The following is a 17,579-nucleotide window of genomic DNA, read 5'->3' as shown; positions in this document are numbered from 1 at the left end:
GTCCCTTAACATTTAAACTGTTTTAAAAAATTCAGATTCTGAAATAATGTAATTACGTAATTTACCAATGCCTTCAATTTCAACCACGACTTCATCACCAGGCACAACATCCGAAAGACCCTCAGGTGTACCTGTTGCAATCATGTCACCTGGTTGTAATGTCATAAAAGAAGAAATATATTCAATTAAAAAAGGCACATCAAAAATCATGTCTGCTGTTGTTCCTTCTTGACGTAATTCGCCGTTAACCCAAGTACGTAAAGTAAGATTGTTTGGTGTAGGTACAAGACTTTGATCAATAATATATGGACCAACAGGTGTTGTTGCATAACGGTTTTTAACACGTAAATTTGGTCGGTAATAATTTTCAAGAAAATCACGAATAGCATAATCATTACATAGGGTATAACCTGCGACATAATCCAAAGCATCTTCACGCTTGACATTTTTTGCAGTTTTTCCAATCACAGCAACTAATTCACATTCATAATGCATATATTCAATATGATCTGGACGCCATGTTTGATGGTTATGACCAATATAACTATTGGGTGCTTTAATGAAAATCAAAGGTTCTTTAGGTGGTTCAAATGCCAATTCTCTTGCATGATCAGCATAATTCAGTCCAAGTGCAAACATCGTTCCAGTTGCTGGTGGTAACCACTCGACTTGATTTTCATTTAAAATTTCACCAGATGGTAAAGTTACCTGAAATTGATCATTCACCATCACTTGTAAAATTTCATTGCAATAACGGATACGTGCAGTTTTCATAAATTATTTACCTTCTTCATGAATGGTGTTGGTCACTGAACCTAATTGATCAATTTCAATACGAACTTCATCACCATTCTGTAGGTTTACCCGACCATATGGTGTACCTGTTAAAATAATATCCCCTTTATAAAGCGGCATATATTCAGAAATTTCTTCAATAATTTGTGTAGGCGTACGTATCCAATTGGCTGTTGTACCTTGTTGTTTTAGTTCATCATTAACATAAACTTTTAAGTTTAAGTTGCATAAATCAATAACTTGAGATTTATCAACAACGCTACCAATGACACAAAAACCATCTTGGCATTTTGCTTTAATTGCAGGACGATAATAACTTTCTTCAGGAAGACTTAATTCATTAACGACCACATAGCCTGCAATATATTCATCAGCCTGATTGGCTTTGACACGAATAGTATCTTTTGCAATCACAATGCCAATGGTTGGCCCAGCTTGTAAAATCTCATCTTTTTGCTTAACGATAATCGCATTCGAATGATTACGTGTATTCGGCGTTTTAATAAACAAAACAGGTTTTTTAGGTTCGTTGAGATATGGCTTTTCGTTAAATTGCGCTTGTAATTTTTCATACAGACATTGGTAATTTAAAGCGACACCAAAGATATTTCCATTGCTGTTGATTTTGCTGATTTCAGTCATAAACAATTCTCTTGCTATTATCAAATGCTTAAATAGTTGAGCATTTGAAATTTAATTAACATGTTAACTTTATAGTTAATATATTAACTTTTTTCAAGTATTATTTATATTAATATTAGAAAATTATACTTTTCATGGATTAAAAGGTACTTATCATTTTAGATTAATAAATATAAAAATCTATAATTATCAACAAGATGTTTTAATTTTTTTTATTAGTTAGATTTAATTTACTTTTTATAAAATGTATTTGCAATTTCATTTTTAAATATAATTTTTTCTTAGGCTATTTTAGATATTTAAAAATTAGAATAAAATAGTTAAAATATCGCTTCAATTATTTTCAATCTTATATTTTAATTTTACTTATTTTTAGAATATTTTCTCAATTAATTTTTTATATAAAAAGGATAATACATGATGTTTTACAATAATAAATTATTGTTTTAAAAAATATTTTAAGGATTAGAAATTATTATTGAACAAAATAGAGCAATATCATAATGATCTGCCCTATTTCAGACGTTTAGAAAATATTTAAAATACTTAGGCTATTTAGCTATAATAATTGATATCAAGCAAAGATCATATTGATTAAATTTTCAACTTAATCAATATGACCTCATCTTCTCAATTAATTCCATCACATGACCATCAGAATCTAGGGCGTGTCCTCATTTGAAGAATAATATTTAAACGCCTAGAATTAGGCTCTACTTTATCTCCATTTCAATATTTTTCAATGGCACGTACTCTTCTCACAGATGATATTTGGCAACAGATTCAAGTAACAATGAAATTTCATGGTTGCTATAGCTCAAAGAACAGTAGAAATATTATGGAAGCTATTTTATGGAAACTACGCACAGGTGCGACATGGCGTGATATTCCTCAAGAGTTTTGCCCTTGGAAAACTGCTTATAACCGTTTTAATCGCTGGGCTATGAAAGGCTTATGGGATAAATTTTTTTCAAACTACGAGGCAGCTTGGACCAAGAATGGGTATTCATTGATGGAAGCTACATACGCGCGCATCAGCATGCAAGTGGAGCTCGGCATGGCTTCGAGCGTGCAATTGGACAATCTCGTGGAGGACTCACAACAAAGATTCATCTTGCAACCGACGCGAATGGATTACCGATTGATTTTAAAATCACTGGGGGTGATGTCCATGACAGCCAAGTTGCAGAACACCTAATAGATCTAATTGAAACAGCAGATTATCTAATCGCGGACAAGGGATATGATTCTGAATATATCAGGAAGTCTGCTAGAAATCGAAAAATGATACCTATTATTCCATTAAGATCAAATAGTAAGAAATTCAATCTTGATTTTGATAAGTACTTATATTGCTTAAGACATTTAGTTGAGAATGCCTTTGCAAGATTAAAACACTTCCGTGCAATAGCAACTCGATTTGATAAACTCGCACGTAATTATCAGTCTATGATTTATATCGCCTGCATGTTCATTTGGTGTAAATCTAAATGAGGACACACCCTAATACAACAGCTAACATACATACGCCATCTTACATAATTTTGGCTGGTGTTTGAATCGTAATGCATTGTTGTTCCAGATATTGTACTGCCTCTTTAATATCTTTAACCATAAAGGCAAAATGTCCCAATGCATCGTCTAAAAGTATAAGCATGTTCTTGACCCCAATTAGAGGTCAATTCAATGGTAGCACTATGCCCTACTTTACAGATTCTTATAAGTTTTTTACTCTGATCATGCAATGGTCTAATTCAAATTTCACATTACACTCCGGTATGACTTAATAATAAATGGTATAAATACTCACTGACCTCAAGTAATTCATCATCTTGCTGCGGATAACCAATTAATTGCACACCCAAAGGAAGTTGATTGCAATATGCCATAGGAAATGTTGTGACTGGCAATCCCATTACCTGCCATGGACGACTCATTGAAGGTTTGCCTGTTTCTTGTAATCCTAAAGGGGCAATTCCTGTGGCTGCTGGTGCCATTGTAACATGGATATCATTACTTGATATCCACTGGATATAACGCTCTTTACTATATTGTACTTGCTGTAAATGTTTTAAATATTCTGTATAAGGTAATCGTAAACCTTGCTCTATTAATGCCATTAAAGTGTGATCCAACATTCCAGTCTCATATTCAGACTGTAAATTTCTTGCCACCTCATAGGCCATAATTTGTATATGATGATCACCTAACCGACTTAAATCAATTGAATTTGGAAGCTCTTTATATTGGATTCTGGTATTTGATAATTGACGTTGTAAGTCTAAAAAAGCCCGCTGCATCTCTACATCAATATCAGCAAACTGCTCACCAGAACATAGTGCAATATTAATTACTTTAGCAAGTGGATGAGCTTGATAAGTCGTAGGTCTTAATTGTAAAACTTGACGCATCAAGCGAATATCAGCAAAGCTTTGCGCAAACATACCAAGACTATCTAAAGATTGAGCTAAAGGCTGAATATTTCTGAGTGAAAACTGCTGATGACTCCCCACATAAGCCAAACAACCGCAATATGATGCAGGTCGTATAACTGATGCCGCTGTTTGAGTCCCTAGAGCAAAAGGCACCATAAAGTCAGCAACTGCTGCTGCCGAACCACTCGAAGAACCACCAGGTGTTCGATTAATATCATGTGGGTTACGCGTTTTATCTACTTTAAACAGTGCGAATTCTGTTGTTACTGTTTTACCTAAAATAATACCACCAGCCTGTTTAATTGCTGTAACGACCGCAGCATCTATAACAGGAATACGATTTGTATAAATCCTTGATCCCATACGGGTTGGAATACCAGCAGTATCAATCACATCTTTAATTGCAAATGGTAAACCTTTTAAAATCGAGTTTTTATAAAATGCTTCCTGTGCATAATATTGGTTTAAATACTCAGTTTTAGGAACTAAATATTGCCAAGCTTGCACATCCTCTTCACAATGCTCAATACGTCGATAAAAAGCATTGATTATGGTTTCTAAATCTGTTTTTTCTGTATCTAAAGCTGCTATTAATTGTGAAAGAGATTGATTAAACCACTGTGTTTCCATATTGAAATTACTCCTCAATTGCAAAAATCTCATCACTCAGCATGGCGACACCAGCACCGATCTGTCCTAATGTGCCGCATTTTGCAATCATGCCTAATAAAATGAGAGGTGCTTTTTTGTTTTTCTTACTTTTTTTAAATCTAATCATCTTTTTCTTTGTTCTAGAAAAGCCAAAGGCATTAGATTAAACTCATGCACGCAGTCACATATCTACAAATAGATACGCTTTTAAATTATTTGTGGAAATTGTCGTAATATCGAGAATTTGCCCTTCCAAACTGAAAATATCAATAATCGCACTATCACTCAGCGCTCCAAGTATCTGCTGTTTGATATACTTCTCTTCTTTATTTCCTCTAATTTTTGGTGCCGAAACAGTGATCCAGACATTAGCTTACTGAGGTAAAGTATAATCAAACTTTAATCCATTTCCACTAATTTTTACAATCAATGCTTTATCTTTAACAATTTGACAAGATTTTAAAATTAATAATAAAACAAATGCCAAAAACTTTTTTAGGAATGTTTGTTTTTTTATGGCACGTCAAGATGATATATTTTAGCAATCATCAAAATATCATCTGCTATTAATTTTTGTCCTCCATGTATACGGCCATGTTCATCTTCCTCAAGGATAAAGGATTATTGTAAAGTATCTGATAATGCAATGTTTTTTGTATAATAATCTGTTTTAACTAATGTGCAAAAACACTATGTAACCTGTATAAATGTGTAATGATTTTTTCACCCAAAATACCTGAGCGTGTATACCATGTCATTCCCTCATTTAAAGCAGCATAAGTCATTTCATTTAAACTTTTAGCATTTTTAATCTCAATCAAATATATAGAAGATAAAATAATACCTGCTAATAGTCCCGTCATATCAAAATCTTGTGCAGGCGCTCATTTAATCTGCTGAGTTTCCAATAAGGTTAAAACATTCAATGGAGATTTGCCCATCCTTTAAATAAAATAGCCAATATTAAGGAGTTTTAAACTACAAATGGAGTTTCTGTAAAATTTTCAAATACTGGTCTAGCATGTAACAGTAAATGATGATGTTTAGGATAAATACCTTTAAATTGTTTCATATCTATCCAAATAGATTCACCTGATAATTTTTTTGATATTAATCATGCGCTAAGGCATGTTGCATCGTAATTATTACTGTATGTCTTTGACTCTAATCCACGTCTCACTATGTGCCAGACTCGCTGACTGCACAGGTAGACCATTAAAATCTCGTAGCACCGTATGGCCAGGTAAAGCTACACCATTAATAAACACTTGAGCAGATAATACGGGATGGAAGACACACATCATTTCATGCTTTTGCGTCGGTGTTAACCGTACAGGTAAATCAACACAAATGGCATCCTGTAAATCATGTCAAATTAAATCTACCGTTAATTGTTGTGATGGCGAATATATATTTTCAATATGTTGTTGAGGAAAGTAATTCTCTGTTATAAAACAAGCATCATCAATATAACGAATTGCATCTAAAGCAACTGCTTTACGAAATAAAGTAAAATATCGAACAAAATTTTCTACAAGATAACGTGCCAAGACCAAATTATCGGTCAAGATGAAGCGATGTAGATTAGCGGCATCTTTTTCATAGGGATTTTCTAAAACTAATACAGCATTACCCGCCCCATAATCAGAACTTGCAATACGAAAATATAAGCTTAATGAGCTCCAATCTTGTTGTGCATTGGTTTTAAGATAAATAAATGGATTATCACCCGTCCAATCGAGTTGTCCTTTTTTTATTCCTTCCATAATCATAGCCCTACTGTCATTTTTTTACATTTGTATTGTGATAATGTTGACGTATCTGATTGAAATCAGATGTGGCTACCCAACCCAATATTTCTTTCGCTTGTTGATGACTAAAAATAGAAGCTCTTGGATTTTGTTGATAAGGTATGGGGGTATTGAGGTAGTGCAGCATCAAGATGTTCTCTCATTAATTAGATTCATGTTGGAAATAACTTTGATCAAATTCGTGTATATTAATTGGTGATACTTTAGCCCAGTTCATGTGTCACTCGATTATGATTGATCCTTACTTAAAACATCATGCGTGAAAAAAACAAAATTGAATATTGAGTAAAATTGATACTTCATTGAGAAAAACTTGAAGTTCATCACCATATAAAAATAAAAAAGCACTTAAAATAAGTGCTTTTAGTGCTTTAAACCATCAGTTTATGAACTGGCTTCTACCAAGGTTTTACCTTTTGTTTCTGGGGCCAAGATCAATGAAACAACAAAACCAATCGCCGTTAAAATTGCCATAAAATACATGGTTTGACCAATACCAAAGTGTGCTAAGGACAACGGCATGAGAAAAGTCCCGATTGCTGCACCAATACGACTAATTGCCGTTACAACGCCCATCGCTGTCGCTCTGATATCTGTAGGAAACAATTCATTTGGATATGACCATTCAAGAATATTAGGTCCACCAGAAACCAATGCATATAATGCAAACCAAAAAATAATAAAGCCAACATGTGCATCAGGTGCATAACCTAAAGCGACAAATGGAATAATCATAAAAAAGTAAGACATCAATAATAGTTTACGCCGTCCAACCGTTTCAGTTAGACGTAAAGCTGGAAGACATCCCATTAAAAAAAGTAAACTAATCACTGCATAACCAATATTGGAAATATTACCCTCTTGCATGCCAAAAGCATTTAAAATTACTGGACCAAAAGTATAAATCGCAAAAAGAGGTGTAACAGCACACAAGTAAAATACACCACAAAAAATAATCCGTTTTAAATAAATACCTTCTAATAAAGTCATAAAGCCTGCTTTTAGCTTTATTTTTGACTCATCCTGCATAATTGATTCGATTCCCACATCGTTCCCATATACACGCTTAACGACTGCTCTAGCTTCTTCAATACGACCTTTAGACAATAACCAACGTGGGGATTCTGGAGTACCTATACGCATGAATAAAATAATCATACCAGGAACCGCTGAGGTCGCAAGCATCCAGCGCCAAGCCGTATCACCTAGATATTCTGCCATTAAAAATCCAATAGCTGTTGCAATGGTGGCCCCAAAAAACCATGCAACAACCAGTGAACCTAGCATTGCAGCACGTTTTTTAATTGGCAACCATTCAGCTAATAATGATGTTGCAATCGGATAGTCGGCACCAATTGCTATCCCAATGATAAATCTTAATAAAATAATTTGCCACGCAGAATCAACAAATGCACACAAGACAGAGCAAACAACAAGTAAAATTAAATCAATGGTATACATCAACTGCCGACCCACAATATCAGTCACTCGACCAAAGAGTAAACCACCAAAAAAAATACCAATTAAAGCTGAAGCACCAGCCAAACTCAAATCAAATCCACTTAAGCCCAATTCTATTTGCATGCCAACCAATGCGACACCAATAATACTCAATAACCATCCATCTAAAAATGGACCTCCAGCTGACTGAAATAATAATTTCCAATGAAATTTTAACATTGGACTTTCATCAATAATTGAGCCTTTTCTAATTTCTTCTGTGGCTACTGGCGTTATTGCCCTAACATTAATATCCGGTTTAATATTTTTTACAGTGATATTATCCATATACTTTTTCCTTGAGCGAAACAAATTGATGGTAAATACAAATTCATTTGCAAAATTAGTATGTTATTCAGTGCTCATGCAAAAAATGGAGTTACTCTAAAAGTAAATTGAAAAAAAATTATAGTCGACAATAAATTTAGAATTATATCTTTGCCTATACCTAGAAGAACACTCATCACTTTTCAGATCAATACACATTTTACTGATGTAAGAGTCTCATATATTTAAAATAAAAAATGATAAGAAATATAGAATCTATATATTAACTGATATAAAAAATCTAGTATTAATTAAGAATGATAATTGATTATGATTAAACTGAATTTAAGATTTAATACTACTTAGGCTATTTAATATCAAGGAATGGTATATTCGGTTAATTAAATCTAATATTTAAAAACCAAATTACTTTACATTATTGTTTTAATCTAAATAAATATTGAAATAAAATTAAAAAAATCAGTATAATTATAATTTAATAAATATCATTATGATATAGGTTATTCAATAATCAAAACTAGATAAAATTTCGGTTACTTATTCTTTTGGGGTTAGCGGAATCGCAATGCAAGTACCTTTATTAAATGCACTGAAAACTTTTATTGTTTCTGCACAACGTTTAAATTTCACGAAAGCCTCTGAGGATTTATTGGTTTCACCTTCAGCAATTAGCCATCAAATTAAAATTCTTGAAGATTATTTAGGTTATAAACTGTTTTATAGAAAAAATAGAACGCTCAGCTTAACTCAAGAAGGAAAACAATTATTTACAAAACTTGAAAAGCCATTTCAAGACATTAATCAAGCACTGGTTGAATCACGCACCCCTCGTGGTAAAACACGTATTCACTTAAGTTTAAGACCTTTTATTTCTAGTATGTGGTTAAACAATAAAATTGACTATTTTCTAAAAAAGCATCCACTAACAGAAATTCATTTAATTCATAGCCTATTACCGCCAAATTTTCAAAGAGATCATATTAAAATGGCAATTGTCTGGGGTAAGTATAATTGGCAAGATTATGAAGCTATTAAGTTAATTCCTGGTGATCTCACTCCTATTTGCTCAACTGAATATCTCAATAAATTTGGCCCTTTTTATCACCTCGAAGATTTACGTCACGCTACATTATTACATGAGGAAGACAGACAAACTTGGAACGAGTGGTTTGAAAAAAAATTTAATACTGCTATTTTAGGTCAGCATAATATTTATATTGATGACACAAATGTTCGTCTACAAAGTGTTAGAAATCATCAAGGTATCATGTTAGGTTGCCCCTCTCTGCTGAAGCCGTATTTAGATTGCCAAGAACTTGTTCAATTATTTGATGTCACCTTACACGATTATGCTTATTTTTTGATTTACCCGAAATCAGCACAATTCAACCAACATGAGAGAGCTTTTATCGAATGGTTAACCTCGATTGCGATGTCTGATTCTTCAACCAGCACCAGTGATAAAGCTACTGCAATACATGAAATATGTTAGCGAATGTTTTCTATACTGTATTTTATATTTAAATAAAAAGTGCTATACACATTTTCCTCATCGAGTTGTTCGCAATATACTACATGATGATCCGTTTTTCTTATATTATGATGGCTTTTAATACACCTTGATCTATCAAAATAATAACCACTTAAATAGATACAGAAGAATGCTAAAATAGTTTATCTGTTATAGTTTTTATCATTCATTTTGTATCTAGATTATTCACGAGAAAAGCTTGATAATTGTTTACACATTGATTGAATGGGTAGATACAGGTTATGAATTATTTAAAAAAGAAAAATAAAGCGAGTTTTGTTTTCTTGATCATTACCTTATATTCACTGATTGGCTTTATTCTTGGTTATATAATATGGGAATATTTACTTTAGATAATATGATCCAAATATATAGTTTTCGATTAACTCATCTTGTCTATTGTTATATATAATAATTAATATCAAGTAGTTAATTAGATAATCAAATACAATGTCTAGCTAATATACTGGGCAATCACGATGATATCAACTCATCCAAAGCCTGGTTCAATCTTACAGTTGTTGAAAGTAATAAATTTGCAGTACCAATAAATCATGCAGAGAAAATTAAAATCATATATTGGCAAAAATATTACATGGCTATACGAATTAAAATCTGGATGAGAAAATAGCCATTCTTATGACTAGGGCGTGTCCTCATTTGAGGAATAATATTTAAACGCCTAGAATTAGGCTCTACTTTATCTTCATTTCAATATTTTTCAATGGCACGTACTCTTCTCACAGATGATATTTGGCAACAGATTCAAGTAACAATGAAATTTCATGGTTTCTATAGCTCAAAGAACATATGATTCTAAACATATCAGGCAGTCAGCTAGAAATCAAAAAATGATATCTATTATTCCATTAAGATCAAATAGTAAGAAATTCAATCCTGATTTTGATAAGTACTTATATCGCTTAAGGCATTTAGTTGAGAATGCCTTTGCAAGATTAAAACACTTCCGTGTGATAGCAACTCGATTTGATAAACTCGCACGTAATTATCAGTCTATGATTTATATCGCCTGCATGTTCATTTGGTGTAAATCTAAATGAGGACACACCCTAGCAATGATAGTAAATATGTTTAACGGCATATCGCTGCATTTTTATTCAATCTGACAAGTATGGGTGTCTAACATTTGTGCCCATTAATCACTTCATATACGAATGATCAACAGATTTTAGCGTAAAATATAAATTAAACTTAATTATCAAATAAAACGTTGATTTATTTATTCATAAATTAAATCAACGTAATATCAAGCTACCCTTACCCTATATTTAATATTTTATGCCGTGATTTTTACTAAAATTTTATACTTAGAGATCTAGGCGCATAATATAAATAGCTATTGTACCGGTCAGTGATGGTTTTTGGCTAACTTTTGTCACCAAATAGAATTCTTCATCATAATGAGTATACTTTCTGCTTAACTTATATCCACACTGAATATACTGTGCTAGATCTTTAGTATAAATAATTCTTTTTTTATAATCTATTCGACATTTATTTAATTGATATTGTTCATTATTTAGCCCTATCACAGTAAAACTAATATTATATTTTTCCATAATATATTTCTAATAATCAATAATTTATAATTCATTGCATTAGTATAAAGCACTACTTCAATTAAACAAGTTAATATTTCATTTAAATATATAAGTTATATTAAAAAACGATTATTGATAAGCTCAGTTTATTAAAAAATAGAATCAGTACCTAATCAACAAATGACTGAGCAGAAATTTTCTTTAAACTCAAAAATATAAAAGATATCTCATAAGTGGCTTGATCATTTCAATCCAACATCTTTTATGCCTAATATGATGAGGAACAAGAATAAAAACCCAGATTATTCATCAATAATATCAACAAACTGAGCAGATAAAATCTGAGCCAGATCATGTGGATCTAACCCCACATCTAAACCACGTTTCCCACCACTCACATAAACTTTTTCATAGTCAGCAGCAGAGGCATGAATAACTGTTTTTAAACGTTTTTTCTGCCCTAATGGACTAATTCCACCAACTAAATATCCCGTCAATCGCTCAGCATCTTTAGGATCTGCCATATGCAGTTTCTTACAGCCAAATGCTTGGGCAACCTTCTTTAAATTAAGCTGATGGTTAACAGGTAAAATCGCAATAAAATAATTTTTATCATCACAAAATATTACTTTAAAAATCCTTACAAATCTAGCAAAATTTTAAAAGCCTATATGATCTTTATAATCAATACCTTAGCAAATCAAAACAAATGTAAGAACATTGTGTAAAATCATTATTTGTGAGTACAATTGTGAGTGTCATTTCAATTAATCATTATTTTATTAAAGTTACTCACACATGCTAACCGATACTAAAATTAAAAGCCTCAAACCTCGTGATAAGGCCTATAGAGTAGCTGATCACAATGGACTATGCATTGAAATACGGCCAAGCGGAACTAAACTGTGGCGTTATCGCTATCGGTTTAATGACAAAGCATCAATGTTGAGTCTCGGTGAGTACCCGATTGTTGGTTTAGCTGATGCTCGAAAAGAACGTGATAAAGCCAGAATTCTTCTTGATGATGGCATTAATCCATCCAAAAATAGAAAGCAAGAAAAAATCGAAGCGAAATATCTCAACGTAAACACATTTGAATTAGTAGCTAATGAATATATTACGGAAATCCTGGCTAACAGGTCAAGCGGGTATGTTAGTAAATTTAAGAAGGCTTTAGAACTTGATGTTTTCCCAGTAATTGGTGATAAAAATGTAAGAGATATTACGTCTGCTGATATTCTACATATTATGAAATCTACAGTTAAGCGTGTTAGGGAAACAGGTAAAAGAGGAAGTGGCGAAGTTACATCACTAAATAACCATAAATTTATTGGTGCTGTAATGCGTTATTCAATTGCAACGCTACGCACTGATAATGACCCGACCTATGCTGTGAGAGGTGCTGTTGTTCGTCCAGAGATTGAACATGCTAGGCCTTTAACAAAACAAGAGCAGAAACTTTTTAGATCTGGTTTGGATGTCTTTAAAGGATCTAATACTGTTAGAAATGCCCTATTAACCATGGCTTATACAATGCTGCGCTCAATTGAGATCCGCCGTATGAAATGGAGCTATGTTGATTTTGATCTAAAAATTATCAGTTTCCCGATTTCAACAAAAAGTAATAATCAAGAAAGAACGACCAAGAAAAACCGATTGCATCTAGTACCAATGTCAGACCAGCTATTTAAATTATTAAAAATACAATTTATAGAGTCCGGTAATAAAGAATATGTGTTTCCTAATGTTTATGGCCATAGTAATGGAGTGATTGGCAATTCAACACTAAATGTTGCACTTAAAAATATAGGTCTTAGCACAGTTACAGCTCATGATTTTAGAGCTACAGCATCAACAATTTTAAATGAAAAAGATTTTGATGAAAATTGGATTGAAAAACAATTAGCTCATGCAGATCAAAATAAAACAAGAGCATCATATAATCATGCGAAATACATGGAGCAGCGTAGAGATATGCTGCAACAATGGGCAGATATTGTTGATGGATGGAAGTTTATCTAGCCTGAATTTAATATAGTTATAACATCTCAATTTAATTGTAATTAAGCCCTCACTTGAGGGCTTTTACTATTTCTAGTTAAACATTACTTCAAAAATAACTCCTTCTCTTTGGCACGACGATTAACTAAACCCTGAATACGCTTGCCATTGTCGAAAATCCAACGATCAAACTGATGAGCAGCCGCAGCTAAATTATTTTGATTAATTAGTGTCAGCATTGTGCTTTTGATAAATGCAGTTTCACCGACGTTATAAACAAATGAAGCCAACGCATCAAATTGGTTTTGATTGATTTTGACTTTGATATTCTGATCAAGACAAGAATCTACCCACTTGCAGTCATTTTTAAGCCATTCATTTGCTTGTGCTTCAGTGCAAGTATCACCAGATTTTACAGATGTGCCGTTCGGATACTTAATTGTGCCAAAGCCAATGGTCCAGACTCCACCAGTGTCCTTGTATGCTTTTAATCGCAAACCTTCAGATTCACGGATGATTGAATACCCTTTTTCAGAGATATCAAACTGACCCGTGACTTGACCATATTTAAAGCCGATCATTTGCGAAAAAATATCGATGCCATTTGCAGCAATAACTTTGTCACCAGCAATAACTTGCTCTTGTGTTAATTTGCCACCGGACATGGCACGTAGCCACGAATATGCTTGGGCGATATGCTCTGATTGATTAATAGTCATCTTTCTTTTTCCTTTGTTCAGAATCGCCAAAATAGAAACCAAAAACCGTTGTGATTACTCCACAAATTGCACCAAGAAAAAAATTAACCATGTCTTTGTTTTGGCTTGGAATATCCACAAAAAAAAGGAGGATTAAACATAATCCCCCTACTCCTAACGCACTGTATGCCAGTATTGGCTTTGTCTTGCTGATGTCTGGATCTTCTTTCATCTACTTCCCCATTTTTCGTTCAATGATTTCAATATCGGCTTGAGCTTGTGCAACTCGCTCATTCAAAATCGTATTTTCTTCTGATAAGCGAGTAATTGATGAACCTACCCATCCACATAGAGCCAAAATTCCGCCCATGGCAAATGTGAGTATTTTATTGATTGTGCTCACCCCACCTTCAGCTTTGGATGCTTTGTTTTTCAAATCAGATACTTGATCTTCAAGTACATCAATATCTCTTGAGTTTTGCTCACTTGCTTTGTTGTGACCTTCGTTAATTACTGTTAGGCGTGTGACAATTTCAGTTAGTGTTTTTACTTCGTGTTGAAGCGAGTCAATTTTTCTTTCAACACGAGACGTTTGATCGGGTATTTGAGTCATACGCTTTCCTAAATTTTGGTAATAAAAAACCCCGACCTCATTAAAGACCGGGGTTGGTGGTGGTTTGTTGGGTTAATACACCTTCAATTTAAAAGATTAAATCACAAGACTAGCAACACTCATCTTAAAATGTGGCGCAACGTGGAATAGCCGATATTGAACACTGTCAAATTCGACAGCCTTTTTTTCATTCATGCTAATTAAGCAACTGGCGCATAGTTATCATTAGAAATAATTGCACTCGTTGCAGCCGGGTAAGCCCCCGCTCTAAACGCATCGTTTCCTGTGATGCGGATTCGACTCGGGCTACCGACAACTTTCACGATGTTAGTAACAGCAACGGAGTTCTTAATAATATTTCCTTTTATGTGTGTATTGCGTACAGCTCGCCCAGTAGCATTTATGTGAATTAAACCAAGTGTATCGTCATAATTGGTTAGATTAGTCAATCCAATAATATTGTTGTTGCAGTGGAATCCATCTAAGTTGCAGTCAAGCAAAATCGGGTTTCGATTCGCTCCACGAGCGCTCACATCAATTACAACGTCAGTGAGATTAAACGCTCCGATTGCGCGAATAATCCCACCCCCGTACGTAGCGGATGCAGATGAGTTGATATGCCCGTGCAACGTTACTTGAGAACACGCACCTAACACATCAATCGCATACTCTTTAAAGTCGCGCAAAATACCGTTAATTAATAAGCCATTAACACCCTGAATCTCAAAAATATTTTTATCCGCATTTCCAAAATGGCAGTTGAATTGAATATTTTTGATGCTATCTAATCCCGCGCCCTCAAGTTTTATCAATCGCTGTGGTTGATAGTGTGCTTCAAATGTACCGCCTGTGAACGTTACATCATCAATTACACTCCCTGCCGCTGATCTCATGTGCACAATGCTATGTTGTTCGACAAGCGCTGTCGTTGCACCTTGAAAATTCCCAAGCTCCGCATCAATCGCATTAAATTGCAAATTGTAAATCTCTGACGGATTATCAAAATGAATGCACTTATTTGCATACGACAAACCATGCACATCGAAAGACCCTTGATGTAGATTAGAACCTTCAGCAAATCGCAAACAATCTTGAAGCATTGCGTAAGCTGTTGACTTAAAATTAGGGTTGCGATTCACATCTTCAAAAACATAACCGTCTTTTAGAAAATGTGCATCGACCGCAAGTTCTAATTTGAACGTGTTACGAACACGTGCAGCAGATCCGATCAACCCACTGGACGATGTTAGTTTAATACCGCGGATTTTTCGGCAAGCGTCAATCATTAAGTGTGATTCTTGATTATTCGGATTAGCATTTGTAGTCATTGAGCCAAAAATATCTAAAATCGGAACATCGGCAGTGACTACAATAGTCGCACCATTGCCTTTAATTTTCTTAACTTTGGTCAGGTCAATCAGAAGAGATGCGGATACTTTATAAGATTTAGAGCCATTTAGACTAATCACTCCACCTTTATTTATTTCCGCTTGAAGTGCTGCGGTATCGTCAGTTGCTACAACAGTTTTTGATGAGTTAGTCCAAACATCGGCACCTCCTTTTTCAGCATAATAGGCATTACCTACGCCCATATCTTTATAAAGCAGATACCCATCGGGGTTGATTTCACCACCGCCACCTCCACCATTTAAAAATTTTGCTTTATCTTTAAAATCATATCCGTGTGTTTCCCATTCTGTCTGCACTGTGCCTTCTTCAAGTTGCAAAAAGTCAGGCATGGTATTTGTGTTTGAAAGATACAGAACAAGATAACGGTCAAGTGATCCGCTTGTAAATGTGTAGTTTAATGCTGCGTCGTTTGTTTCTCCAGCAATCATTTTAATATTTGATTTCCCAACGGTAGGCGCAAAGTTAGCTAAACCAATTCTGAACCGTGTAGATGCAGTTTTGCTAACCGTGTATGTCGTATTCGGCTTAATTTTAATGACAGAAGTTAGAGCGCTAACTGTTGTCGAAAGAGGTCTATTATAGTTCGCAGCATCTGCATCGCCTGTAAGTGCAACATCTTGCAAATACGAACCATCGAACTTGTTTTTACCGATTTTGATTTGCGCTGCATTACTCAACTTTGCACCACCAAAAACAGCGTCTTTACTAAACAACAAGTTATTCGCTGTAAAATCAAAAACACTACCCACTTTTACTTGCAAAGCAGGTATATTTTCACTACTCGCACTGATATTTACCGCTAAGTATTGCGTATCTGCTCGTGTTGTGAAAGTGAATGCTTCAACTACATTATCAAGACTATCAACATGCAAAACATGAGAAACATCATCGGACTTCGTTACAAAGCCAAAGGTTGTTCCGACAACTGGGTTGACAGTAAATTCAATGAAGCGAAAGCGTGATGATTCCGTTTTTTCAATCGTGTACTTAGTACTTGGATTGACTTTAATAATCGCTGTTTTTGATGTTTCAGAAGCAAAGATTCTGTTTGTTGCACCGCTTGTTGGTGCTGAAATGTTGGCATCAATTAAATTATATGGAAGGTCTTGGGATATATTCACAAGCGAGTTAATAAGGGTTTTAGCATTCGCTTCCGCAGCATTGGCTTTGGTGGTTGCGTCTGCTTTCGCTTGCGTCAACGGATCATAAGCGCTCTTAGTTAAACTTGTCGCATTTGCAGTTGCCTTGTAATACGTGCCACCAATTTCAGCTTCACCAACATCAACTTTGTCCTTCATTGTAATATTTGCAATATCTGCGTTCGCAAGAGCTAAAGTTGCATAAAACTTGGATGCACCGTTTGTAAAATTGGTTAAAGCATCATCAACGTAAGTTTGATCTGCTTTACTTGTTAACGCATCCTTATACCCCTCAACAACTTCTGTGCTTTCAGTAATAGCATGCTCAAGATCAGCACTCATTCTATCAATATTATCTAGCGCATCATTGATAGTTGTTGAATCAACCTTGTTATCTAATAGTGCAAGCACTTTCTGTAAGACAACAAGCACATCTCTTAAGTTATTTGTATTGCTTAAAATCGAATTCCAATTGTTCGCCATTTTATTTTCCTGTAGGCAAT

18 protein-coding genes and 2 pseudogenes are annotated in these 17,579 nt (G+C 34.2%); 5 read left to right on the top strand and 15 right to left on the bottom strand.

The window, feature by feature from the left end; genetic code table 11:
* Positions 1–12: 12 nt before the first annotated feature.
* Positions 13–774 (bottom strand): fumarylacetoacetate hydrolase family protein, encoded by a 762-nt coding sequence (locus QSG86_RS12125; protein ID WP_317031733.1) that lies wholly within the window; start codon positions 772–774, stop codon positions 13–15.
* 3 nt (positions 775–777) lie between these two features.
* The gene (locus QSG86_RS12120) at positions 778–1,437 is read right to left on the bottom strand and encodes a fumarylacetoacetate hydrolase family protein (RefSeq protein ID WP_317031732.1); all 660 of its coding nucleotides are present in this window, start codon (positions 1,435–1,437) and stop codon (positions 778–780) included.
* Between the two features lie 742 nt (positions 1,438–2,179).
* On the opposite strand from QSG86_RS12120, the gene QSG86_RS12115 reads away from it, so the two are divergent.
* Positions 2,180–2,931 (top strand): IS5 family transposase gene (locus QSG86_RS12115; RefSeq protein ID WP_410487449.1). Its coding sequence is split into 2 segments (ribosomal slippage): positions 2,180–2,402 and positions 2,402–2,931, totalling 753 coding nucleotides; the frame shifts between segments, so codons are not numbered across the junction.
* Positions 2,932–2,971: 40 nt separating this feature from the next.
* On the opposite strand, the gene QSG86_RS12110 is transcribed toward QSG86_RS12115, so the two are convergent.
* From QSG86_RS12110 to QSG86_RS12080, 7 genes are all read right to left on the bottom strand, one after another.
* Entirely contained in the window at positions 2,972–3,094 is a 123-nt protein-coding gene (locus QSG86_RS12110; RefSeq protein ID WP_317031731.1) for a hypothetical protein, read from the bottom strand.
* A 109-nt stretch (positions 3,095–3,203) separates the two neighbouring features.
* Positions 3,204–4,502, bottom strand: a complete 1,299-nt coding sequence (locus QSG86_RS12105; RefSeq protein WP_317031730.1) for an amidase — start codon at positions 4,500–4,502, stop codon at positions 3,204–3,206.
* Between the two features lie 7 nt (positions 4,503–4,509).
* Positions 4,510–4,650 (bottom strand): hypothetical protein, encoded by a 141-nt coding sequence (locus tag QSG86_RS12100; RefSeq protein WP_317031729.1) that lies wholly within the window; start codon positions 4,648–4,650, stop codon positions 4,510–4,512.
* A gap of 547 nt (positions 4,651–5,197) precedes the next feature.
* On the bottom strand, positions 5,198–5,386 hold the full coding sequence (locus tag QSG86_RS12095) for a DUF1116 domain-containing protein (RefSeq protein ID WP_317031728.1): 189 nt from the start codon (positions 5,384–5,386) through the stop codon (positions 5,198–5,200).
* Positions 5,387–5,668: 282 nt separating this feature from the next.
* Complete coding sequence (locus QSG86_RS12090) at positions 5,669–5,827, bottom strand: hypothetical protein (RefSeq protein ID WP_317031727.1); 159 nt, start codon at positions 5,825–5,827, stop codon at positions 5,669–5,671.
* A gap of 66 nt (positions 5,828–5,893) precedes the next feature.
* Positions 5,894–6,289: a hypothetical protein gene (locus QSG86_RS12085; RefSeq protein WP_317031726.1), complete on the bottom strand. Its 396-nt coding sequence runs from the start codon at positions 6,287–6,289 to the stop codon at positions 5,894–5,896.
* 429 nt (positions 6,290–6,718) lie between these two features.
* Positions 6,719–8,122, bottom strand: a complete 1,404-nt coding sequence (locus QSG86_RS12080) for an MFS transporter (RefSeq protein ID WP_317031725.1) — start codon at positions 8,120–8,122, stop codon at positions 6,719–6,721.
* Positions 8,123–8,687: 565 nt separating this feature from the next.
* On the opposite strand from QSG86_RS12080, the gene QSG86_RS12075 reads away from it, so the two are divergent.
* The 3 genes and pseudogenes from QSG86_RS12075 to QSG86_RS12065 all read left to right on the top strand — a co-directional run.
* A complete protein-coding gene (locus QSG86_RS12075; RefSeq protein WP_317031724.1) occupies positions 8,688–9,614 on the top strand; it encodes a LysR family transcriptional regulator in 927 nt (308 codons plus the stop codon).
* 281 nt (positions 9,615–9,895) lie between these two features.
* On the top strand, positions 9,896–10,006 hold the full coding sequence (locus tag QSG86_RS12070) for a hypothetical protein (protein WP_317031723.1): 111 nt from the start codon (positions 9,896–9,898) through the stop codon (positions 10,004–10,006).
* Positions 10,007–10,447: 441 nt separating this feature from the next.
* Positions 10,448–10,714: pseudogene (locus tag QSG86_RS12065) on the top strand (transposase); the annotation flags it as partial.
* Positions 10,715–10,981: 267 nt separating this feature from the next.
* Here the strand turns inward: QSG86_RS12065 and QSG86_RS12060 are convergent.
* Both QSG86_RS12060 and QSG86_RS12055 read right to left on the bottom strand, forming a co-directional pair.
* The gene (locus QSG86_RS12060; RefSeq protein ID WP_317031722.1) at positions 10,982–11,233 is read right to left on the bottom strand and encodes a hypothetical protein; all 252 of its coding nucleotides are present in this window, start codon (positions 11,231–11,233) and stop codon (positions 10,982–10,984) included.
* Between the two features lie 284 nt (positions 11,234–11,517).
* A pseudogene (locus QSG86_RS12055) lies at positions 11,518–11,835 on the bottom strand (aminoacyl-tRNA deacylase); the annotation flags it as partial.
* Between the two features lie 178 nt (positions 11,836–12,013).
* On the opposite strand from QSG86_RS12055, the gene QSG86_RS12050 reads away from it, so the two are divergent.
* The gene (locus tag QSG86_RS12050; RefSeq protein WP_317031721.1) at positions 12,014–13,237 is read left to right on the top strand and encodes a tyrosine-type recombinase/integrase; all 1,224 of its coding nucleotides are present in this window, start codon (positions 12,014–12,016) and stop codon (positions 13,235–13,237) included.
* A gap of 83 nt (positions 13,238–13,320) precedes the next feature.
* Here QSG86_RS12050 and QSG86_RS12045 read toward each other — a convergent pair whose 3' ends face one another.
* From QSG86_RS12045 to QSG86_RS12030, 4 genes are all read right to left on the bottom strand, one after another.
* Positions 13,321–13,935, bottom strand: coding sequence for a lysozyme (locus QSG86_RS12045; RefSeq protein WP_317031720.1), 615 nt, complete (start codon positions 13,933–13,935; stop codon positions 13,321–13,323).
* Positions 13,925–14,146 (bottom strand): hypothetical protein, encoded by a 222-nt coding sequence (locus QSG86_RS12040; protein ID WP_317031719.1) that lies wholly within the window; start codon positions 14,144–14,146, stop codon positions 13,925–13,927. Before QSG86_RS12040 ends, QSG86_RS12045 begins: the two co-directional genes overlap by 11 nt.
* Positions 14,147–14,527: a hypothetical protein gene (locus tag QSG86_RS12035; RefSeq protein ID WP_317031718.1), complete on the bottom strand. Its 381-nt coding sequence runs from the start codon at positions 14,525–14,527 to the stop codon at positions 14,147–14,149. It lies immediately after the preceding gene.
* 200 nt (positions 14,528–14,727) lie between these two features.
* The gene (locus tag QSG86_RS12030; RefSeq protein ID WP_317031717.1) at positions 14,728–17,559 is read right to left on the bottom strand and encodes a hypothetical protein; all 2,832 of its coding nucleotides are present in this window, start codon (positions 17,557–17,559) and stop codon (positions 14,728–14,730) included.
* Positions 17,560–17,579: the final 20 nt, after the last annotated feature.

Source organism: Acinetobacter sp. SAAs474 (assembly GCF_032823475.1).
Lineage (GTDB): Bacteria > Pseudomonadota > Gammaproteobacteria > Pseudomonadales > Moraxellaceae > Acinetobacter.
Note: the sequence above shows the minus strand (reverse complement) of the source record. Positions and strands in the feature narration are given on the sequence as shown.